Below are 18114 nucleotides of genomic sequence, written 5' to 3' on the forward strand. Positions count from 1 at the left end.
CTCCTGATGGTGGAGAAAGGAAGGGGTTTTATTCTGCGGCCGCTTGGGTCATAGCATTTAGTTTACGTGAAAGTTGTGCCTTTTGGTGGGCTGCCTTATTCTTATGAATCACACCTTTGGCCGCCGCCTTGTCAATAATGCTGAAGGCATTGTCCAACCGCTGCTCTACCTGTTCGGATTCATTGGCAGCCAGGGCTTCATCGAAGCGCCGGATAGCGGTGCGTATACGAGACTTAATTATCGTGTTGTGTAAGCGCCGTTTTTCGCTGCTAAGAACGCGTTTACGGGCGGATTTAATGTTCGCCATTGCTTCACCTCCCCACCTTGGCTGTACCGGACGGGTAAACTCACTAGCACATTGTACCATGGGCCCCTAGGAAAAGCAAGAAGTGCGTCAGCTCAGCCCTTCCCTTGTGGGCGGATGTCTATTCAGGGGTAATCGCAAAGTCAAGGAAGCGGGTACAAGGGTATCGAACAAGTGCCTCTTCACACCATTGTCACAAAAACTCTTCTTCGTTGTCACTTTGCTCCTTCGAAATGACGGGTAATCGGTCCACCTGCTGTGCTACCGGCATAGCTTGAAATTCAATAACGCCATACACCCCTGAATAGACACTGTGGGTGCTAGCCAGGCAGAGCAAGCCAACGGGCTGGGGTCTAAACCGGTCTAGGCTCGAATACGTTTCTAGTATGTTGAGTTAAGACGCTTCTTGACCGGTTGTCAGCGAAAGATTACGACCGGGCTCAAGCTGTTATGCCGGAAGCGAAATGAAGAGGTGAAGCTGGTGCGCTGGCAGGTTATTTATCGACGGTGGCGACTCGGCCTGCCCTTTATAAAAGGCGTTTTGCTGGTGGCCACCTGCTTTTGTTTGGTCAGCTTGGCCGCGGCCGGGTGGCCGCGACTAAGCCTACCTGTGGCCGCGGTGCCTGTGTTTACCGATGGGGGCCAAGGTTTTACTGGACAAGGATTGTTCCGCCGGGTACTGGAGCTTTATGAGGTGGATTTTGTTCAGGTTTTCAGTCAAGGGTTGCCGCTGTCGAGCCGGTACCGGCCGGCTGAAATAGGCCATACAGCGGGTGCCAGTGATTTGTTTCCCTGGCTCAGCCAGAGCTCAAGTAAACTCAAGCTGAGTTTACAGCCTCTGGGCCTGGTTCAGAACGAGCTCGGCTGGTTCCAGTTGGCGGCGCGTGGAGGCGACCGATTCCATGAGCCCCCTAGGTTGGAGACGGCTCCGGTTAACCCCAATGGGCCTCAGGTAGTGTCACCGCAGCCCTTGCCCCAGCCGCTGCAGCCAGTGCTAAAGCCGGAGGGACCGGCGCGAGTGGCGGTATATCATACTCATACCTCAGAGGATTATGTGCCCACGGCCGGCAGCACTCACACCTATGGGCGGGAGGCAGGTATAGTGGCTGTTGGCCGTGAATTGGTGCAACAACTGGAGGAAAAGCACGGCATCCCCTGTATTCATGATATCACCTTGCATGACGCTGATGTGTTTCGCGAGGCTTATTTGCGTTCTGCCGATACAGTGGCCAGACTCCTAAAAGAGCAGCCCAAACTGCAAGTAATTCTAGATATTCACCGTGATGCCCCCAACAAAGATAGTGTCAAGTCTCGCACCATGACCACAACCGAAATCCACGGCCAACAAGTAGGCCGCATCTATATTATAGTTGGCACCGATCGATTAGGATTGGCCCATCCAAGCTGGCCGGAAAACCATGCTTTTGCTCTGGAACTGCAGGGACAACTGGAGGCTTTGTATCCGGGATTGTCCCGTGGGATCAAGATTGACACAGCTCGTTTCAATCAGCAGTTACACCCTCGTCTTATCTTAATTGAAATCGGCGGCGACCAAAACAGTTTGGAGGAAGCGATGTTAGCTGCCGATTATCTGGCTGATGCCTTGGCAGCTTGGTTTCAGAGTCAACCAGGCAGCTAGAATCGGGTTCCGGTTGCCGCCCACTGGGCTAAATGATATAATTTTCGATAGTAAGCCCAGAGGAAGGCGGGAACCCATGACCGATACAGCTTATATCCGAAATTTTTGCATCATCGCCCACATAGATCATGGTAAGTCTACGTTGGCTGATAGAATACTAGAACAGACCGGGGCCTTTTCGGCTCGCGAGATGCAGGATCAGGTACTCGATCAGATGGATCTGGAGCGAGAGCGGGGCATCACCATTAAACTCACACCGGTACGGCTAACCTATTGTGGCCGTGATGGCCACGAATACCAATACAACCTGATCGATACGCCCGGTCACGTAGATTTTAGCTATGAAGTCTCACGCAGTTTGGCCGCCTGTGAGGGGGCTTTGTTGGTAGTTGACGCCACCCAAGGAATCGAGGCTCAAACCTTAGCCAATGCTTATTTGGCCCTGGAGCATGATCTAACCATCATTCCCGTTATTAACAAGATCGACTTACCCTCGGCCAACCCAAATATGGTTAAAAAAGAATTAGAAGATGTGCTGGGGCTGGACGGTGAACTGGCGGTGCTTTGTAGTGCTAAGACCGGCCAAGGGGTGCCGGAGATCTTAGAGGCTATTGCCCAGAGGATTTCTCCGCCCCAAGGAAAAGCAGCGGAGCCGTTGGCGGCACTGATTTTTGATTCTAAATTCGACCCTTACCGCGGTGTCATTGCTTATGTCCGCGTTATGCAGGGGAGCATTAGGACCGGGCAAGAGATCCGATTGTTGGCCACCGGGAAGGAATATGAAGTGGATGAAGTGGGAGTGTTTGGCCGCAATCTTGTTCCGGTGCCGGTACTGGGACCCGGCGAGGTGGGTTATTTGACTGCCGGTATTAAGGATATCCACGACGCTCGCGTAGGTGACACCGTCACCGACCCCGACCACAGCGTTGCCAAGCCTCTTCCAGGCTACCGACATTTGCGTCCGATGGTATACTGTGGCTTATACCCGCAAGAAGCCAACGACTACAACCTGCTGCGGGAATCCTTAGAGAAACTGCAGCTGAATGATGCCGCTTTAGTCTTCGAACCGGAGACATCGGTGGCATTGGGTTTTGGCTTTCGCTGCGGTTTCTTGGGGCTGCTTCATATGGAGATTGTTCAGGAACGATTGGAACGCGAATTTGACGCTCACATTATCGCTACGGCACCGAACGTTGTTTATGAGGTAACCAGGACGGACGGACAGGTTTTGGCAGTGGACAGCCCGGCGAAGCTGCCACTTCCAACCGAAATTGAAAGCCTGGCCGAGCCGTTTGTCCGGGCCACGATCATTGTCCCCAGTGAGTTCATCGGTGCAGTGATGGAGCTGGCTCAGGAGAAACGAGGCCAATACCACAACATGGAGTACTTAGACGAGTCCCGGGTTATGATTACGTACGACTTACCTTTGTCCGAGATCATCTTTGACTTCTTTGACTTGCTCAAGTCTCGTACCCGCGGCTATGCCTCTTTGGATTACGAGTATTTAGGTCATCAGCCCGGCGATTTGGTAAAGCTGGATATCTTAATCAACGGCGAGCCGGTGGATGCTCTGTCTATTATTGTCCATCGCGACCGAATTAAGTACCAAGGGCGGAAACTGGTGGAAAAACTACGAAGCCTGATACCTCGTCAGTTGTTTGATGTACCGATTCAGGCAGCCATAGGAAGCCAGATTATTGCCCGCGAGACAGTAAAAGCGCTGCGTAAAGACGTTTTGGCCAAGTGCTACGGTGGCGATATCACCCGTAAGCGCAAACTGTTAGAGAAACAAAGAGAAGGCAAAAAACGCATGAAACAGGTCGGTAATGTAGAAATTCCCCAGGAAGCCTTCATGGCTGTGTTGAAGGTGAAATAATGGCTCCGGGACCGGCACTTTACATCCACGTTCCTTTTTGTGTACGAAAATGCTACTACTGTGACTTTGTCTCACAGCCTTATTCCACTGATCTGGCTAATCAGTATTTGTGGGCGTTAAGGCGGGAAGCTCAGCTTTATCTCACCTCCTGGCCCCGCGGCCAGGAGGTGGCTTCAATTTACGTGGGTGGGGGTACGCCGACAGTGTTGACGCCGAAAGAGCTAAAGCAATTGCTCCAGGTGATTGCTACCTTTCCTGGAACAGCTGGCGCTGAATGGACAGTAGAAGCTAACCCCGGCACCATCAGCCAAGAGAAGCTACACCTACTGCGCCAGTTCGGAGTCAACCGGTTGAGCTTGGGAGTGCAAAGCTTCGATGACAATCTGCTCCGGTACCTGGGCCGGATCCACACTGCCGACGAAGCAAGGCAGGCCTGGCAGCAGGCCCGGCGAGCGGGTTTTGATAACTTGAGCTTGGACCTTATCTATGCGGTCCCAGGTCAAAGCTTACCTCTTTGGCGCCAGACGCTTAGCGAAGCGTTGGCACTAGCACCCGATCACGTCTCCACCTATAGCCTGATGATTGAAGAAGGAACTGAGTTTGCTAGGCGGGGAATAACGCCCTGTGCTGAGGAGTTGGATCTGGCCCAGTATCAAGAGGCGCAAGGGCTGCTTCAGGGAGCCGGGCTGTTACAGTATGAGATCTCCAACTTTGCTCGACCTGGGTTTGCTTGTAAGCATAATCTGGTTTATTGGCACAACGAACCGTACTTGGGGTTGGGAGCGGCAGCCGTGTCGTACTTAAATAACGAACGGCGCACCAATGTGAACGATGTGCCCCGGTATGTTCAGCTGCTCAAGAAAGGACAGTGTCCCATCGGGGACCGGGAACAGACAACAGTGGAATTGGCTCAAGCCGAGACGGTAATTCTGGCTTTGAGGCTAAAGGAAGGTCTGTCACGCTCGCGTTTTCGAGACCGATTCGGTCAAGACGTAGATGAAGTTTATCCGACTGGTATCCGCTGGCTGCTGGAATATGGTTTGGTAGAACTGGATCAAGAAAGTCTGCGCCTGACCCCAAAAGGCTGGTTGTTAGCTAATCAAGTGGCTATGGTTTTCTTACCGAACAGCCCTTCTTGACAAGGCCGGATATTGGTGTTATCGTGATGAGGGGTCGATTAGCACTCTCAGCATGAGAGTGCTAACGAAGATAAGCTAAGGGGGTGGGGAAAGTGTTGAGCGAACGTAAGCGAAAAGTATTGAAAGCCGTTGTATCAGATTACGTAAACACCGCCGAACCGGTTGGGTCACGCACTCTTGTCCGCCGCCACAACCTTGGTGTCAGTACGGCGACAATTAGAAACGAGATGGCCGATTTGGAAGAAATGGGATATTTAGAACAACCGCATGTATCTGCTGGTCGGGTTCCGTCCGACTACGGGTACCGCTTTTACGTTGACCACCTAATGGAGCAAGACGAGTTAACCAGTTCAGAACAGAGTCTATTAAATCAATTAGCATATCCCAGGTCTCAGGAAGCAGATATGGTCTTGACGACTGCTTCCAGGTTGCTGTCTCAGCTTTCCAATTACGTGGGCCTAATTACTAGCCCGCGCATTCATACCGGTCGGTTAGCGGCGATTAAATTGGTCCATCTGAGTCATCGGCTGGCTTTAGCTCTACTGTTTACCGAAAACGGTCAGGTGGAAAATCGGGTACTAGTACTACCACCTGAGGTTGAGCCTAAAGATATCGAGGGCTTAGCCGCTTACTTCACCCACCGTTTGGCTGGTAGACCCATAGAAGAAATTACCAGCCAACTGCTAGATCAGGTTTACTCGGAGCTGTTGGAAGACTATCGGCAAAGCTATGTGCTGCTAAGCCAGATCGCCGGGGCACTTATGGGCTGGCTTAAGTCCGGTGGTCGCAGTCGGGTCTACACCGGTGGTGCCCACAACATCCTGACGCAGCCGGAATTCCAGGATTTGGAGAAGGTGCGTCACCTCTTGGCCCTGTTGGAGGAGGAGACGTTGTTGCTCCAACTGTTGCAACGGGAACCGGGAATTACTGTAACCATCGGCAGGGAAAACAGATTACCGGTGATGCAAAACTGCACCGTGGTATCGTCCACCTATACAGTTAATGGAAAATTGGCCGGAACGGTAGCGGTTTTGGGCCCAACTCGGATGGATTACGCTCATGTGATCTCGGTGCTAGAACATATGGCTAGCTGTCTTGAAGAAGCTTTTTCTGGCCAAAATAGTGATCGGCAGAGTGAGGAGGCATTCTAAAATCCCTAAAAGTCGCTTTGAAAGGAGTAGATGTGAATGAAGCCAGGAGCCGGGGGGGCTGAAGTGGACGAGCGCTTGGCCGCTCTGATTTCCAACGCCAATGCTATTCGGGCCATTACCGCAGCAGTAGAAGGCACCATGGGGCCAAAAGGGTTGGACACCATGCTGGTAGATCGATTTGGTGAAGTTACCATCACCAACGATGGGGTTACTATTCTAGAGCAAATGGATGTCAATCATCCGGCTGCTCGGATGCTGATTAATGTGGCTCGAGCCCAACAGGATGAAATTGGCGACGGCACCACCACCTGCACGATTTTGGCCAAAGCCCTGGTAAGCGAAGGAGTAAATCATGTGGTGCGGGGCGTTCCAGTGGTACGAGTGATTGAGGGAATACGCTACGGTATTGAGCGAGCCCTTAAGATTATTAAGCAACATGCCCGCTCGGTGGAAAGCATGGATGCTCCTGTGCTGGAACGCATTGCCTATATTGCTGGCAGAGAGAACAAAGACATTGCTGAGTTGGTGGTACAGGCTGCCCGGCTTGTGGGCGAGGAAAAAATCCGTGACGAAAACTTTCGTTTAGCGGATACTATCATGGCGCAGGAAGGAGCCGACAACGAAGTATTCATGGGGCTGGTCTTAAGCCGCGAGCGGCTTAGCTGCCAGATGCCGGAGAAAAAAGACAATGTAAAAGTGTTGGTACTAGATGATGCTTTAGATCCCGAGGAGATCGAAGAAGAAGCTTTGGGTACAGAAACTGGTTTTAGCAAATACCTGGAGCTGCAAGAAGAATTCCGCCGGAACTTGAGCAAGCTGGTGGATTTAGGCGTCGGGTTAGTACTTGTTAGCCGTTCGGTTCATAATATTGCTGAGGAAGTACTCACCGATGCCGGTGTTTTTGTTGTAGATCGTCTAGCTAGCGATTCTTTACGCTCGGCAGCTGAACATACCGGGGCCCGGTTGCTCAAGCGGGCAGCGCTAAAGAAACCGACGACAGAGCTGGAGACCTATTTGGGTTTTGTAAGTAATGTCTATGAGGATGAGAAGTTGGGGCAGGTGCGAATTCTAGGCGGTAAAGGGAAACCTATAGCTACTGTTCTGGTCGGGGCAGCTACGGAGGAAGTGGTAGGGGAACGGCAACGTATTGCCCGTGACGCGGCTTCATCACTGCAAGCGGCAGTCAGGGGAGGAGTTGTTCCCGGCGGCGGTACAGTAGAGGTTGCAGTGGCACGTGAATTGGCGTCTAGCCGCCAGGAAATGAGGGGCATGAGTGCTTACGGTGCGGATGCCGTGATAGAAGCCTTGAAGCGCCCTCTAGCCCAGATTGCGGCTAACGCCGGTTTTAATCCATTAGAGAAAGTAGAGGAGGTATGGGCTGCTCAACTTAATACCGAAACCGATGACTTGGGCATCAACTGTGAAGATGGGAAAGTGGCTTCGGTAGTTGAGTTAGGGGTCTCAGATCCGGCTTTAGTGAAGACTTATGCGCTTAAGGCTGCTGGGGAAGTGGCCGAAGCCATCCTGCGTATCGATACTATTATTAAGCGCAAAGATCCCATTAGCCCTCCCGGCAGTGTTGACCAAGGCAGGGATGGAGCAGCAGCGTTGGATTTTTAGCTTTTGAGGTGATGAGTTAGTGATAGAGGAGCATCCAGAGGAGACCAGGTTCGATCATAGTAACGCCATGTCTTCAGCCCCTTCCCCTGAAGCGGATGCCTTAGCCGAAGATAGGAGAAGGGATAACGGTGGGGCGGATACAACTGCAGACGACGATCTTGGGGCCAGACTGGAAGCGGCTGAGGAGAAGGCAGCCAAATATCAGGCTCAACTTACCCGGTTGCAGGCCGACTTTGTTAACTTCCGCCGTCGCATGGAGCGCGAACGGATTGAGCAGATAAAGTTTGCTAATGAACAGTTGCTGCATAATCTGTTACCGGTAGTGGATAATTTAGAGCGAGCCCTCGAAGCTGGTAAAGATATTGAATCGGCTAAGCCGCTGCTAGAAGGAGTAGGTCAGGTGCTGAAGCAATTCTTGACCTTGTTGGAAAAGGAAGGGGTTACTCCCTTGGATCCCGCTCTAGGGCAGCCTTTTGAGCCTAAGCACCAAGAAGCTCTAATTCGTGCTGAGGGCGAAGCGGAAGTGGTGGTGGAAGAATTGTTGCGCGGGTGGCGTTATCACGACCGCGTACTGAGACCCACATTGGTAAAAGTGGGACCGCGGCCAGATACAACAGAGGGCAATAGCGAAGCTGGCGGTATGGCAAATGAAGCCGACACAATTGATACAGCCGGTACCAAGGAGGTAGAGCAATAGGATGGCAAAAGTCATTGGCATTGATTTGGGCACAACTAATTCTGTGGTTGCAGTTATGGAAGGTGGGGAGCCGATTATTATAACTAATGCCGAAGGAAGCCGGCTTACCCCCTCAGTAGTTGCTTTTTCCAAGGATGGGGAACGGATGGTAGGCCAGGTGGCCCGGCGTCAGGCCATAACCAACCCCGAACGCACGGTGCTATCGGTAAAACGGCAAATGGGTTCTAATCATAGATCACGTATTGACGATAAGGGGTACACTCCTCAAGAAATTTCGGCCATGGTTTTACAGAAACTAAAGAATGATGCCGAAGCTTACTTGGGAGAAAAAGTAAATCAGGCTGTTATTACGGTGCCGGCTTATTTCAGTGACAGCCAAAGGCAGGCCACAAAAGATGCCGGAGTAATTGCCGGCTTGGAAGTCCTGCGAATTATCAACGAGCCTACAGCCGCTGCTTTGGCCTATGGCTTAGACAAGGGTCAGGATCAGACGATACTGGTCTTTGACTTAGGCGGAGGGACTTTCGACGTTTCTTTGCTGGAACTGGGTGACGGGGTATTCGAAGTTAAAGCCACCAGCGGAAACACCAAGCTGGGTGGTGACGATTTCGACCAACGGATCATAGACTATGTGGCCGCTGAATTTAAGAAGGAGCAAGGAATCGATCTTACACAAGACAAGATGGCCCTGCAGCGGCTCAAAGAAGCGGCTGAAAAGGCTAAGATCGAGTTATCCAGCCTACTGAGCACCACAATAAATCTGCCTTTTATCACTGCTGATGCCAGCGGACCCAGGCACCTGGAGATATCGTTGACCAGAGCCAAATTTGAAGAACTTACCCGCGATTTAGTCGAGGCCAGCATGGGCCCCACCCGGCAGGCGCTGGCTGACGCCGGTTTGAAGCCAGTAGATGTGGACAAGATTTTGCTGGTCGGCGGTTCCACCCGAATTCCAGCTGTACAAGAGGCTATTACCGGCTATTTCGGCAAGGAACCACACAAGGGTATTAACCCGGACGAATGTGTAGCCATGGGGGCTGCCATCCAGGCCGGTGTGTTGGCCGGCGAGGTCAAAGATGTACTGCTGCTGGATGTGACCCCGCTCTCGTTAGGGATCGAAACCCTAGGTGGAGTGTTCACCAAGATTATCGAGCGCAACACCACTATTCCCACTGCCAAGAGCCAAATATTCTCCACTGCTGCCGACGGCCAAACCGGGGTGGAGATTCATGTTTTGCAGGGCGAGCGAGCTATGGCGGCAAATAACAAGACTCTAGGCCGGTTCGAACTGACTGGAATTCCGCCGGCACCTCGAGGTGTGCCTAAGATTGAAGTCACGTTTGATATCGATGCCAACGGTATTGTGCATGTCTCGGCCAAGGACTTGGGCACAGGCAAAGAACAATCCATCACCATCAAATCCTCCAGCGGCCTCAGTGATGAAGAGATCGAGCGGATGCGTAAAGAGGCGGATCTTCATGCCGCCGAAGACGAAGAGCGTCGCCAAGCTATTGAGGCCAGGAATCAGGCCGATGCCTTAGTATACAGTGCCGAGAAGACGGTCAAAGAGGCGGAAGGTAAGGTGGATAAGGGATTGATCGATACGGCTAAAGAAGCGACAGCAGAACTGAAAGAGAAGCTAAAGAGCGACGACCCAGAGGTGCTGAAGAAAGCCAGCGAGAAGCTCTCCGAAGCCCTTTATGCCATAAGCTCTGCCCTTTATGCTAAGTCCCAGGAGGCTAGCGGCCAACAGACCGGTGATCCCGGTTCGGAGACGAAAACTGATGACAATGTGGTAGATGCTGACTACAAGGTAGAGGATGACAAGAAGTAAAGGGCATGAAGGCGGAGGGTGATAAGGTTGGCCGATAAACGCGATTATTACGAAGTACTGGGCGTGCCGCGCACGGCCAGCCAGGAGGAAATCAAGAAAGCCTACCGGAAATTGGCTCGCAGATATCACCCTGATGTAAACCCTGGCGACCCAACGGCAGAAGAGAAGTTCAAAGAGCTTAACGAAGCCTATGAAGTACTAAGCGACAGTCAGAAGAAGGCGCAGTATGACCAGTTTGGCCATGCTGCCTTCGATGCAGCGGCCTTTGGCGGTCAGGGGGGTTCCGGTGGTTTTGGCGATTTTGGCTTTGACATCTTCGGCGATATTTTCGATATGTTCAGCGGCAGTCGCGGCCAGAGAGCCCGACGAACCGGGCCGGAGCGCGGAGCCGATCTGCAGTATGATTTGGAAATCACGCTGGAAGAAGCTGCCACCGGGATCGAACGGGATATAAATGTATTTCGGGAGGAAATGTGTGCAACCTGTGCTGGCAGCGGCGCAGCCCCTGGGACTTCACCCAGCACCTGCCCCAGTTGTGGCGGGACCGGAGAGCTTAGGCAAGAACGGGCGACTCCCTTTGGTCGGATGGTGAACGTTAGTGCTTGTTTGCGCTGTGGTGGCACCGGTCGGGTTATTGCTGAACCGTGTAAGGATTGTGGTGGCAGTGGCCGTGTTCGTCGAGCCCGACGTATTCATGTTCGGGTACCGGCTGGAGTCGATACAGGTGCTCGCTTGCGGTTGGCCGGAGAAGGCGGCCCGGGCGTGCGCGGTGGTCCATCGGGGGATTTGTATGTTTTTATTACGGTGAAACCACATAAAGTCTTTGAACGGGAGCGGGATAATCTTTATACTAAGATCGAGATCAATATCGCTCAGGCAGTTTTGGGAGCGGAAGTGGATGTACCGATCTTGGCTGGGTCGGCCAAGCTCACCATTCCGGAAGGAACTCAAAGCGGTTCTCGTTTTCGCCTGCGGGGGAGAGGGATGCCCTTCTTGCGCGGGCACGGTCGCGGTGATCTAATAGTAACTGTGCTTGTGCGTACGCCGGTGAGCCTGACCCCAAAACAGCGTGAGCTGTTTGAAGAGTTGGCTCAGACTTTAGGAACTGAGACTCAAGGCCGGGAAGAGAAGGGTTTTTTCAAGAAGATGCGTGATGCACTGGGTAAGTAGTGGTGGTAGAGAAGGGAGGGCCCTCGATGAGAGGATGGGCAGAGATCAGCATTCAGACGGCCCAAGAAGCGGTGGAAGCAGTGGCCAATATCCTGCATGAAGCCGGAGCCGGCGGGGTAGTCATCGAGGACCCAGCCCAGCTGGTGGCGCGGGCGGATGAGCTCGGTGTGAGCGAGCTGCTGAAGGCTGCGCCACTGAACGGCAACGTGACGGTGAAAGCATACTTACCGGTAAATGTTAAATTGGAAGCTCGAATCAAAGCGCTGCAAAGAGAACTTAATCGGGTGCTAAAATTGCTGGCGGTACCGGGCGAAATATCACTGCAAGAAGTGGCTGAGGAAGAATGGGCCACAGCGTGGAAAACGTACTACAAACCTTTTCGCGTGGGGGAACATATAGTCATCAAACCGGCTTGGGAAGAATGCGGGACAGCAGCGAACGAGATTGTCATTGAGCTCGATCCGGGTCTGGCTTTCGGTACCGGCAATCATCCCACCACCGTGATGGCGTTGACGTTGTTGGAGCGTTACCTCCAGCCAGGAGCCAAAGTCTTCGATATCGGGACAGGCTCAGGAATTTTGTCCATAGCTGCCGCCAAACTGGGAGCGGCTGAAGTAGCAGCGGTAGATGTGGATCCGGTGGCACTGGAAGCCGCTTGGGAAAATTGTCAGCGCAATCATGTGATTAATAAGGTGACGGTTTTGCCCGGAGACCTATTCGAAGAACTTTCAGGCCGGGCGGACTTAGTGGTAGCGAATATTACCGCCGATGTCCTGTTGCTGTTAATCGACGATTTGCCCCTTCATCTGGGTGCTCAAGGAGCCTTCGTCGGCAGCGGTGTTATCGAGTCACAATTCGATGATATTAAAGAGGCTCTAACCAATAAGGGCTTGAAGCTGCTGGAGATCATGGGACAAGAAGAGTGGGTGGCTTTTGCTGCCGGCTGGGAGGAAGCGTAGATGTATCGCTTCTTTGCTGGGCCGGAGCAGTTTAGAGACGGGAAAGTGTTTTTGGCTACAGAAGAAGCCTACCATCTAAGGAAAGTCCTGCGCTTGGAGTCAGGAACGATGGTGCGTGTGTTCAACGGTCGGGGGCATGAATATCAGGTACAACTCACAGTTGAAACTAGCGGTAGGGTTTGGGGACAAGTGGTGGCCGAGATAGATGTACTCAAAGAGCCTAAGCTTAAGGTTACGTTAGCTCAAGGCTTGGCCAAAAGAGAAAAAAACGAACTGGTAGTCCAAAAGGCTACCGAAATTGGCGTTCAGGCGGTGATTCCGGTAGCTTGTGAACGCTCCGTGGTGAAATTATCCCGAAAGAGTACCAGGGAAGACCGCTTGCGCCGGGCGGCCCGAGAAGCGGCCAAACAATGTGGCCGGGCGGTGGTGCCGGTGGTGGAGCCTGCATGCGCTTTTCGCGATTTGCCGGCTCGTTTTAATGCTTTTGATGCGGTGCTCCTTTGTTGGGAGGAAGAGGGCAGCACCGATCTTAAACGAGCTCTGCAACAGCTACGCCGGCAACCGTTAGAAAACCTGTTGGTGCTAGTGGGCCCGGAAGGTGGCTTTACTTTGGCCGAAGTTCACACGGCCAGGGAACACGGTGCCCGGTCGGTAAGCCTAGGGCCGCGGATTCTTCGTACCGAAACGGCGGGGCTGGTAGCGCTAACGGCTATCTTATATGAATTCGATGAACTGGAGCCGTAGCTACATTCTGAACCTCCTGCTGATAAGAGCAAACAACAAGGTGGACGCCTATGTCACCTAACCGCTCCGCCCTATCCTCGCTCGTCTGCGCTCTTTTGAATAAGCGCTTTAGCTCCGCGTTAAGGATAACCCCGTAACACATATAAACCCCATGACGCGGTTCTAACCATCGAGCCCTAGAATAGTCGACTTAGACCTGAGTCGGGGAGTAGGCCCGTGCCAAGACGTGGTATACTTTTACCAAAAGCTATTCTTGGGGCAGAAAGTAGGTAAGCTATTAATGAGACGGGTTGCGTTTAGCACCTTGGGCTGCAAAGTGAATCAATCAGAAACCGAAGCCATGAAAGAGCTATTTCGTAACCGTGGGTACGAAGTAGTGGGGTTTGAGGAGCCGGCAGATGTATATGTGATCAATACTTGTACCGTGACCGGCACAGCCGACCGAAAGTCCAGGCAGATGGTTCGCCGGGCCGGCCGGCGTGACCCAAAAGCCATTGTGGCGGTGGTAGGATGTTGGCCCCAGGTGGCAGTCGACAAAGTACAGGAGCTGCCCGAGGTGGATGTTATTATCGGCACGGCTGAACGATCCCAGGTGGTGGACTTAGTAGAAGAGGCCGAACGAACCAAACACCGGGTACAGAAAGTAGTACCGGTGCGGCAAGAAAGGAAGTTTGAAGAGCTACCACCCGATTACTCGACCCATACTCGAGCTTTCCTCAAGATCCAAGATGGCTGTAACCAGTTTTGCAGCTATTGTATTATTCCTTATGCCCGCGGTCCGGTAAGAAGTCGCCCCTTGCAGCAGGTAGTAAGGGCGGCTGAGGAGTTGGTAAGGCAAGGATACAAAGAGATTGTTCTCACCGGTATTCATCTGGGTCTGTACGGCAGTGACTTTTCGCCGCCAATCGATCTTACGGCTCCGCTGAAGCTGCTGGAAAAGGTTCCGGGGCTGGAACGCATTCGTCTCAGTTCGTTGGATCCGGCTGAGGTTATACCGGAGATTGTGCAACTGGTAGCCGCCAGTTCCAAGATTTGTCCACATTTACATATCCCCCTGCAGAGCGGTTCCACCAGAATTCTAGAACGGATGCGTCGTCCTTATACAGCCGAGGAATACCTGGAGCTGGTAAGGGCAGTTCGGCAAGCTGTGCCTGATGTTGGCCTTACCACCGATATTATGGTGGGTTTTCCCGGCGAAACGGAGGAAGATTTTGCTTCCACTGTTCAGGTGGTGGAAGCGGCTGCTTTTAGCCGGTTACACGTATTCCCTTACTCGCCGCGCCCGGGGACACCGGCGGCCGGCTTCCCGGAGCAGGTACCCAGTTGGGTGAAGGAAGATCGGAGTCAGCGCCTAATTTCCTTGGGCCACCGCTTGGCCTTGAACTTTCATCAGCAACACTTGGGCCGAGAGTTGGCTGTGCTGGTGGAACAAGAGCACGAAGAAGGCCTGCTGGCCGGTTACAGTGATAATTATGTTCGAGTGCGCTTTCCCGGTGACGACAGCCTAATCAACCAAATTGTGCCGGTTACTGTAACGGCAGCAGCCGAAGATTATGTTCACGGGGAGCTGAAGGAGGATTTTACCCGCTAAACGCGAACCAGTACCACAGAAGGGGGTGAATCCATGGCGGAGTGCATTTTTTGCCGGATTGCTGCCGGCGAAATTCCAACTGACTTTTTGTTTCAAGACGAAGGACTAGTGGCTTTCAACGATATTAACCCCCAGGCGCCGGTGCACTTTCTGGTCGTACCCAAAAAACATATCCCTGATCTGTCGTCGCTGGCTGCTGCCGACCTAGAGCTGCTGCCGGCCGTACAACAGGTAATTGTTAAGCTTACCCGTGAGCTAGGTATTGACCGGGGCGGATTTCGGGTAGTTGTTAACACCGGCGACGATGGTGGGCAAACGGTGCCTCATCTCCATTTCCATGTCTTGGGAGGCCGTTTCCTTAATTGGCCGCCAGGCTAAGCTTGACACTAATTTTCAGCGTGGTATATAATGTGTTTGTGCTTGTATTCCAGCTTCAAACCCCGGCTTCACGACCGTGGCGGAGGGAGGGAGAGGCGAGTGCCTGAGATTAGAATCGGAAAAAACGAATCCCTCGACAATGCGCTGCGCAGATTTAAGCGGCAGTGCCAACGGTCAGGGGTTTTGTCTGAAATTCGTAGACGGGAACATTATGACAAGCCCAGCGTAAAACGCAAAAAAAAGTCGGAAGCGGCACGGAAGAGAAACAGAAGAAGGTTTCGTTAGGAGGCTGCCGGGCGTGACTATTGAGGAGCAGCTGGTTGCGGATATGAAGACTGCTATGAAGGCTCGGGAAGAAGGGAAATTACGCCTGAGCACCATTCGCATGGTTCGAGCGGCCATCAAGAATTCGGAGATTGCCAAAAGACGTCCGCTTAGCGACGATGAAGTTCTTGAGGTATTGGCCAAGGAGCTCAAAGAGCGCCGAGACAGCATTCCGGAGTTTGCCCGGGGAGGCCGCGCTGATCTCGTGGCTAAGTTGGAAGAAGAGATCAGAATTCTAAGCGAATATCTACCGAAACCGTTGTCCGAGGATGAGATACGCCGGCTGGCTCAGGAGACTATTGAGGAAGTTGGAGCTACTGGCCAGAGGGATCTTGGCAAAGTGATGGGCGCAATCATCCCGAAGACCCGAGGCCGAGCTGATGGCCGTACGGTTAACAAGATTGTTCGCGAACTGCTGGAACACTGAGAAGAAAAGACCCAGTCCGATGAAGGCTGGGTCTTTGATACACTTTGGGGGAGGAATTCAAAGTGCTCACACTGGCCGTGGTCCTGCTTTTTGTCGGTGCTGTTCTTTTGGCGCTAGAGATTTTGGTCATACCGGGTTTTGGTTTGTTTGGAGTGACCGGTCTAGTGGTGATAGTAGTAGGGTTAGGAATAGTTATGGCCGCACCGGGCATTTCCGGTACCATCGCTTTTGTTACAGCTTTGTTTTTGGTCGTTGTGGGTATATTTGCTATTCTTTTCTTTATTCGCCGTCGAAAACCGTCGGATCTTATTTTAGAGGAGCGTTTGTCCGGCTCGGCTGCGCAAGATTTTAATCAATTGCTGGGGACCACCGGTGTTGCTTTAACGCCTCTGCGGCCGGCTGGCACCGCCCAGTTGGCAGGAAAGCGCTGGGCAGTGGTTACCGAAGGAGAGTACGTAGCTTCGGGCACAGATGTTATTGTGATTCAAGTGGAAGGGCAGCGCATATTGGTGAAAAAAGCCTAGAAACTCGCAAGGAGGGTCAAGCATGGAATTGCTGGTTTTGTTTTTTCCTCTGTTACTCATAGTCTTCGCTCTAATCGTCCTGTTTTCCTTTATTCCGGTCGGTTTGTGGATTTCAGCCCTAGCCTCGGGAGTACAAGTGGGTATTGTTGGGTTGGTCGGAATGAGACTAAGGAGAGTGCCGCCCAGTCGGATTGTGCATCCGTTGATTAAAGCTACTAAGGCCGGTCTCGAACTTACCACTAACCAGCTGGAGGCTCATTTTCTGGCGGGCGGGAATGTAGACCGGGTAGTGAACGCACTGATTGCTGCCCACAGGGCCGGCATCCCCCTCACGTTTGAGCGTGCCGCTGCCATCGATTTGGCCGGCCGCAATGTGTTGGAAGCAGTGCAAATGAGCGTTAACCCTAAAGTAATCGAGACTCCGACTGTAGCGGCCGTGGCCAAAGACGGTATTGAATTGCAGGCCAAAGCCAGAGTTACTGTGCGGGCCAATATCGACCGGTTGGTAGGTGGAGCCGGCGAAGCCACTATTATTGCCCGTGTAGGCGAAGGGATTGTAACCACCATCGGCAGCGCCGAGTCCCACAAAGCCGTACTGGAAAACCCGGACAGCATCTCTCAGACAGTTCTTAACAAGGGGTTGGATGCAGGGACGGCGTTTGAGATTCTGTCGATTGATATTGCCGATGTAGATGTGGGACGAAATATCGGTGCCAAGCTGCAGACCGACCAGGCCGATGCCGACAAGCGCATTGCCCAGGCCAAAGCCGAAGAACGGCGAGCCATGGCCATCGCCCATGAGCAAGAAATGAGAGCCGTAGTCCAGGAAATGAGAAGCCGGGTAGTGGAAGCAGAAGCCGAAGTGCCCAAGGCTATCGCTCAAGCCTTGCGAGAAGGCAAGTTCGGTGTGTTGGATTACCAAAATTTAAGAAACCTTATGGCCGATACCGATATGCGCGAATCAATTTCTCGGTTGGCACCCAAAGGCCCGGAACCGGCGGGCGGATCTACTCCTGTTAGGGAGTAAGGGCCATGTCGTCACTTCTTAGACTACTGATTTTTTGGTTCATCTGGAGTTTAATTGTAGGTCGGAGAAGATCCCCGCGCCGGCAGGAAACAGCACCAGAGCCTGTGGCTACACCTAAGCGGCGGCCGTCCAGGCGGGTGCGGCGCGGTCTTGCCGGCCCGCCGTACCAGTACGAAGACGAAGGCCTGGAGACAACTGCTGCAGACATGCTGCCCGCCGGTGGAGATGTACCTGTTGGCAAGGAGCCGGAACCAGCACCCCGGCTGGCACAAATCCCAGTGGTAGTGACTGTATCCGAACAACAGCCGGCGGAAAGAACGGTGGTATCTAGTCAAGACAGCTTCTTGGCCCCAGGTGCCCTGATTCAGTCCCTAATTCTCATGCAGGCTGTAAGCGAACCCCGGTGCAATCGTCCCTGGCGTCCTCGGTAGTCGAATAAAATATCAAGAGAAAGCTGCTATGCTCAGGCGCCGGACTTTAGAAGAACGGTATCCTGGGATCAAAGAGGCAATGGTAATTACTGCCACCCCTGAATGTTCAGGGGTGTTTTTGTTTACCGGGGGGTTTTTCGGTATTACGGGCCGTTTAGGACTCATACATATGCTAAGGAAGAGCCTCAAAGTGGAGGGGGACGTCGGTATGCAGCCAGGGGTTCGTTGGGGCAAAAAAGTAGCGGAGTTGTTAGAAATTCCACCGGATATTGTACTTGA

General features: G+C 52.8%; 19 protein-coding genes. 18 read left to right on the forward strand and 1 reads right to left on the reverse strand.

The window, feature by feature from the left end:
• Positions 1–28: 28 nt before the first annotated feature.
• Positions 29–307, reverse strand: coding sequence for a 30S ribosomal protein S20 (gene rpsT, locus GX016_06790; protein HHT71266.1), 279 nt, complete (start codon positions 305–307; stop codon positions 29–31).
• 478 nt (positions 308–785) lie between these two features.
• Here rpsT and GX016_06795 point away from each other — a divergent pair, with 478 nt between their 5' ends.
• From GX016_06795 to GX016_06880, 18 genes are all read left to right on the forward strand, one after another.
• Positions 786–1943 carry a stage II sporulation protein P gene (locus GX016_06795; GenBank protein ID HHT71267.1) on the forward strand — a complete coding sequence of 386 codons (1158 nt, stop codon included), beginning with the start codon at positions 786–788 and terminating at the stop codon, positions 1941–1943.
• A gap of 76 nt (positions 1944–2019) precedes the next feature.
• A complete protein-coding gene (gene lepA / locus GX016_06800) occupies positions 2020–3819 on the forward strand; it encodes an elongation factor 4 (protein HHT71268.1) in 1800 nt (599 codons plus the stop codon).
• Positions 3819–4958 (forward strand): radical SAM family heme chaperone HemW, encoded by a 1140-nt coding sequence (hemW, locus tag GX016_06805; GenBank protein ID HHT71269.1) that lies wholly within the window; start codon positions 3819–3821, stop codon positions 4956–4958. The genes lepA and hemW overlap by 1 nt, the downstream gene beginning before the upstream one ends.
• A 92-nt stretch (positions 4959–5050) precedes the next feature.
• The gene (gene hrcA, locus GX016_06810) at positions 5051–6109 is read left to right on the forward strand and encodes a heat-inducible transcription repressor HrcA (protein HHT71270.1); all 1059 of its coding nucleotides are present in this window, start codon (positions 5051–5053) and stop codon (positions 6107–6109) included.
• A gap of 36 nt (positions 6110–6145) precedes the next feature.
• Positions 6146–7729 carry a chaperonin gene (locus GX016_06815; GenBank protein ID HHT71271.1) on the forward strand — a complete coding sequence of 528 codons (1584 nt, stop codon included), beginning with the start codon at positions 6146–6148 and terminating at the stop codon, positions 7727–7729.
• Between the two features lie 19 nt (positions 7730–7748).
• Positions 7749–8426, forward strand: a complete 678-nt coding sequence (locus GX016_06820; protein ID HHT71272.1) for a nucleotide exchange factor GrpE — start codon at positions 7749–7751, stop codon at positions 8424–8426.
• Position 8427: 1 nt separating this feature from the next.
• Positions 8428–10260 carry a molecular chaperone DnaK gene (gene dnaK / locus GX016_06825; protein HHT71273.1) on the forward strand — a complete coding sequence of 611 codons (1833 nt, stop codon included), beginning with the start codon at positions 8428–8430 and terminating at the stop codon, positions 10258–10260.
• A 27-nt stretch (positions 10261–10287) separates the two neighbouring features.
• The gene (gene dnaJ, locus GX016_06830) at positions 10288–11430 is read left to right on the forward strand and encodes a molecular chaperone DnaJ (GenBank protein HHT71274.1); all 1143 of its coding nucleotides are present in this window, start codon (positions 10288–10290) and stop codon (positions 11428–11430) included.
• A 26-nt stretch (positions 11431–11456) separates the two neighbouring features.
• A complete protein-coding gene (gene prmA / locus GX016_06835) occupies positions 11457–12389 on the forward strand; it encodes a 50S ribosomal protein L11 methyltransferase (GenBank protein ID HHT71275.1) in 933 nt (310 codons plus the stop codon).
• Positions 12390–13133, forward strand: a complete 744-nt coding sequence (locus tag GX016_06840) for a 16S rRNA (uracil(1498)-N(3))-methyltransferase (GenBank protein HHT71276.1) — start codon at positions 12390–12392, stop codon at positions 13131–13133.
• Positions 13134–13413: 280 nt separating this feature from the next.
• Complete coding sequence (mtaB, locus tag GX016_06845) at positions 13414–14724, forward strand: tRNA (N(6)-L-threonylcarbamoyladenosine(37)-C(2))-methylthiotransferase MtaB (GenBank protein HHT71277.1); 1311 nt, start codon at positions 13414–13416, stop codon at positions 14722–14724.
• Positions 14725–14757: 33 nt separating this feature from the next.
• Entirely contained in the window at positions 14758–15102 is a 345-nt protein-coding gene (locus GX016_06850; protein ID HHT71278.1) for a histidine triad nucleotide-binding protein, read from the forward strand.
• 99 nt (positions 15103–15201) lie between these two features.
• Positions 15202–15387, forward strand: coding sequence for a 30S ribosomal protein S21 (locus GX016_06855; protein ID HHT71279.1), 186 nt, complete (start codon positions 15202–15204; stop codon positions 15385–15387).
• A gap of 13 nt (positions 15388–15400) precedes the next feature.
• Positions 15401–15853: a GatB/YqeY domain-containing protein gene (locus GX016_06860; protein ID HHT71280.1), complete on the forward strand. Its 453-nt coding sequence runs from the start codon at positions 15401–15403 to the stop codon at positions 15851–15853.
• A 62-nt stretch (positions 15854–15915) separates the two neighbouring features.
• Positions 15916–16377, forward strand: a complete 462-nt coding sequence (locus GX016_06865) for a hypothetical protein (GenBank protein ID HHT71281.1) — start codon at positions 15916–15918, stop codon at positions 16375–16377.
• A gap of 22 nt (positions 16378–16399) precedes the next feature.
• Positions 16400–17404: a flotillin-like protein FloA gene (floA, locus tag GX016_06870; GenBank protein ID HHT71282.1), complete on the forward strand. Its 1005-nt coding sequence runs from the start codon at positions 16400–16402 to the stop codon at positions 17402–17404.
• A 5-nt stretch (positions 17405–17409) separates the two neighbouring features.
• Positions 17410–17835: a hypothetical protein gene (locus GX016_06875; protein ID HHT71283.1), complete on the forward strand. Its 426-nt coding sequence runs from the start codon at positions 17410–17412 to the stop codon at positions 17833–17835.
• A 28-nt stretch (positions 17836–17863) separates the two neighbouring features.
• On the forward strand, positions 17864–18114 hold a 251-nt coding region (locus GX016_06880), incomplete at its 3' end, for a hypothetical protein (GenBank protein ID HHT71284.1).

The organism is Bacillota bacterium (genome assembly GCA_012837285.1).
Classification (GTDB): domain Bacteria; phylum Bacillota; class DTU030; order DUMP01; family DUMP01; genus DUNI01.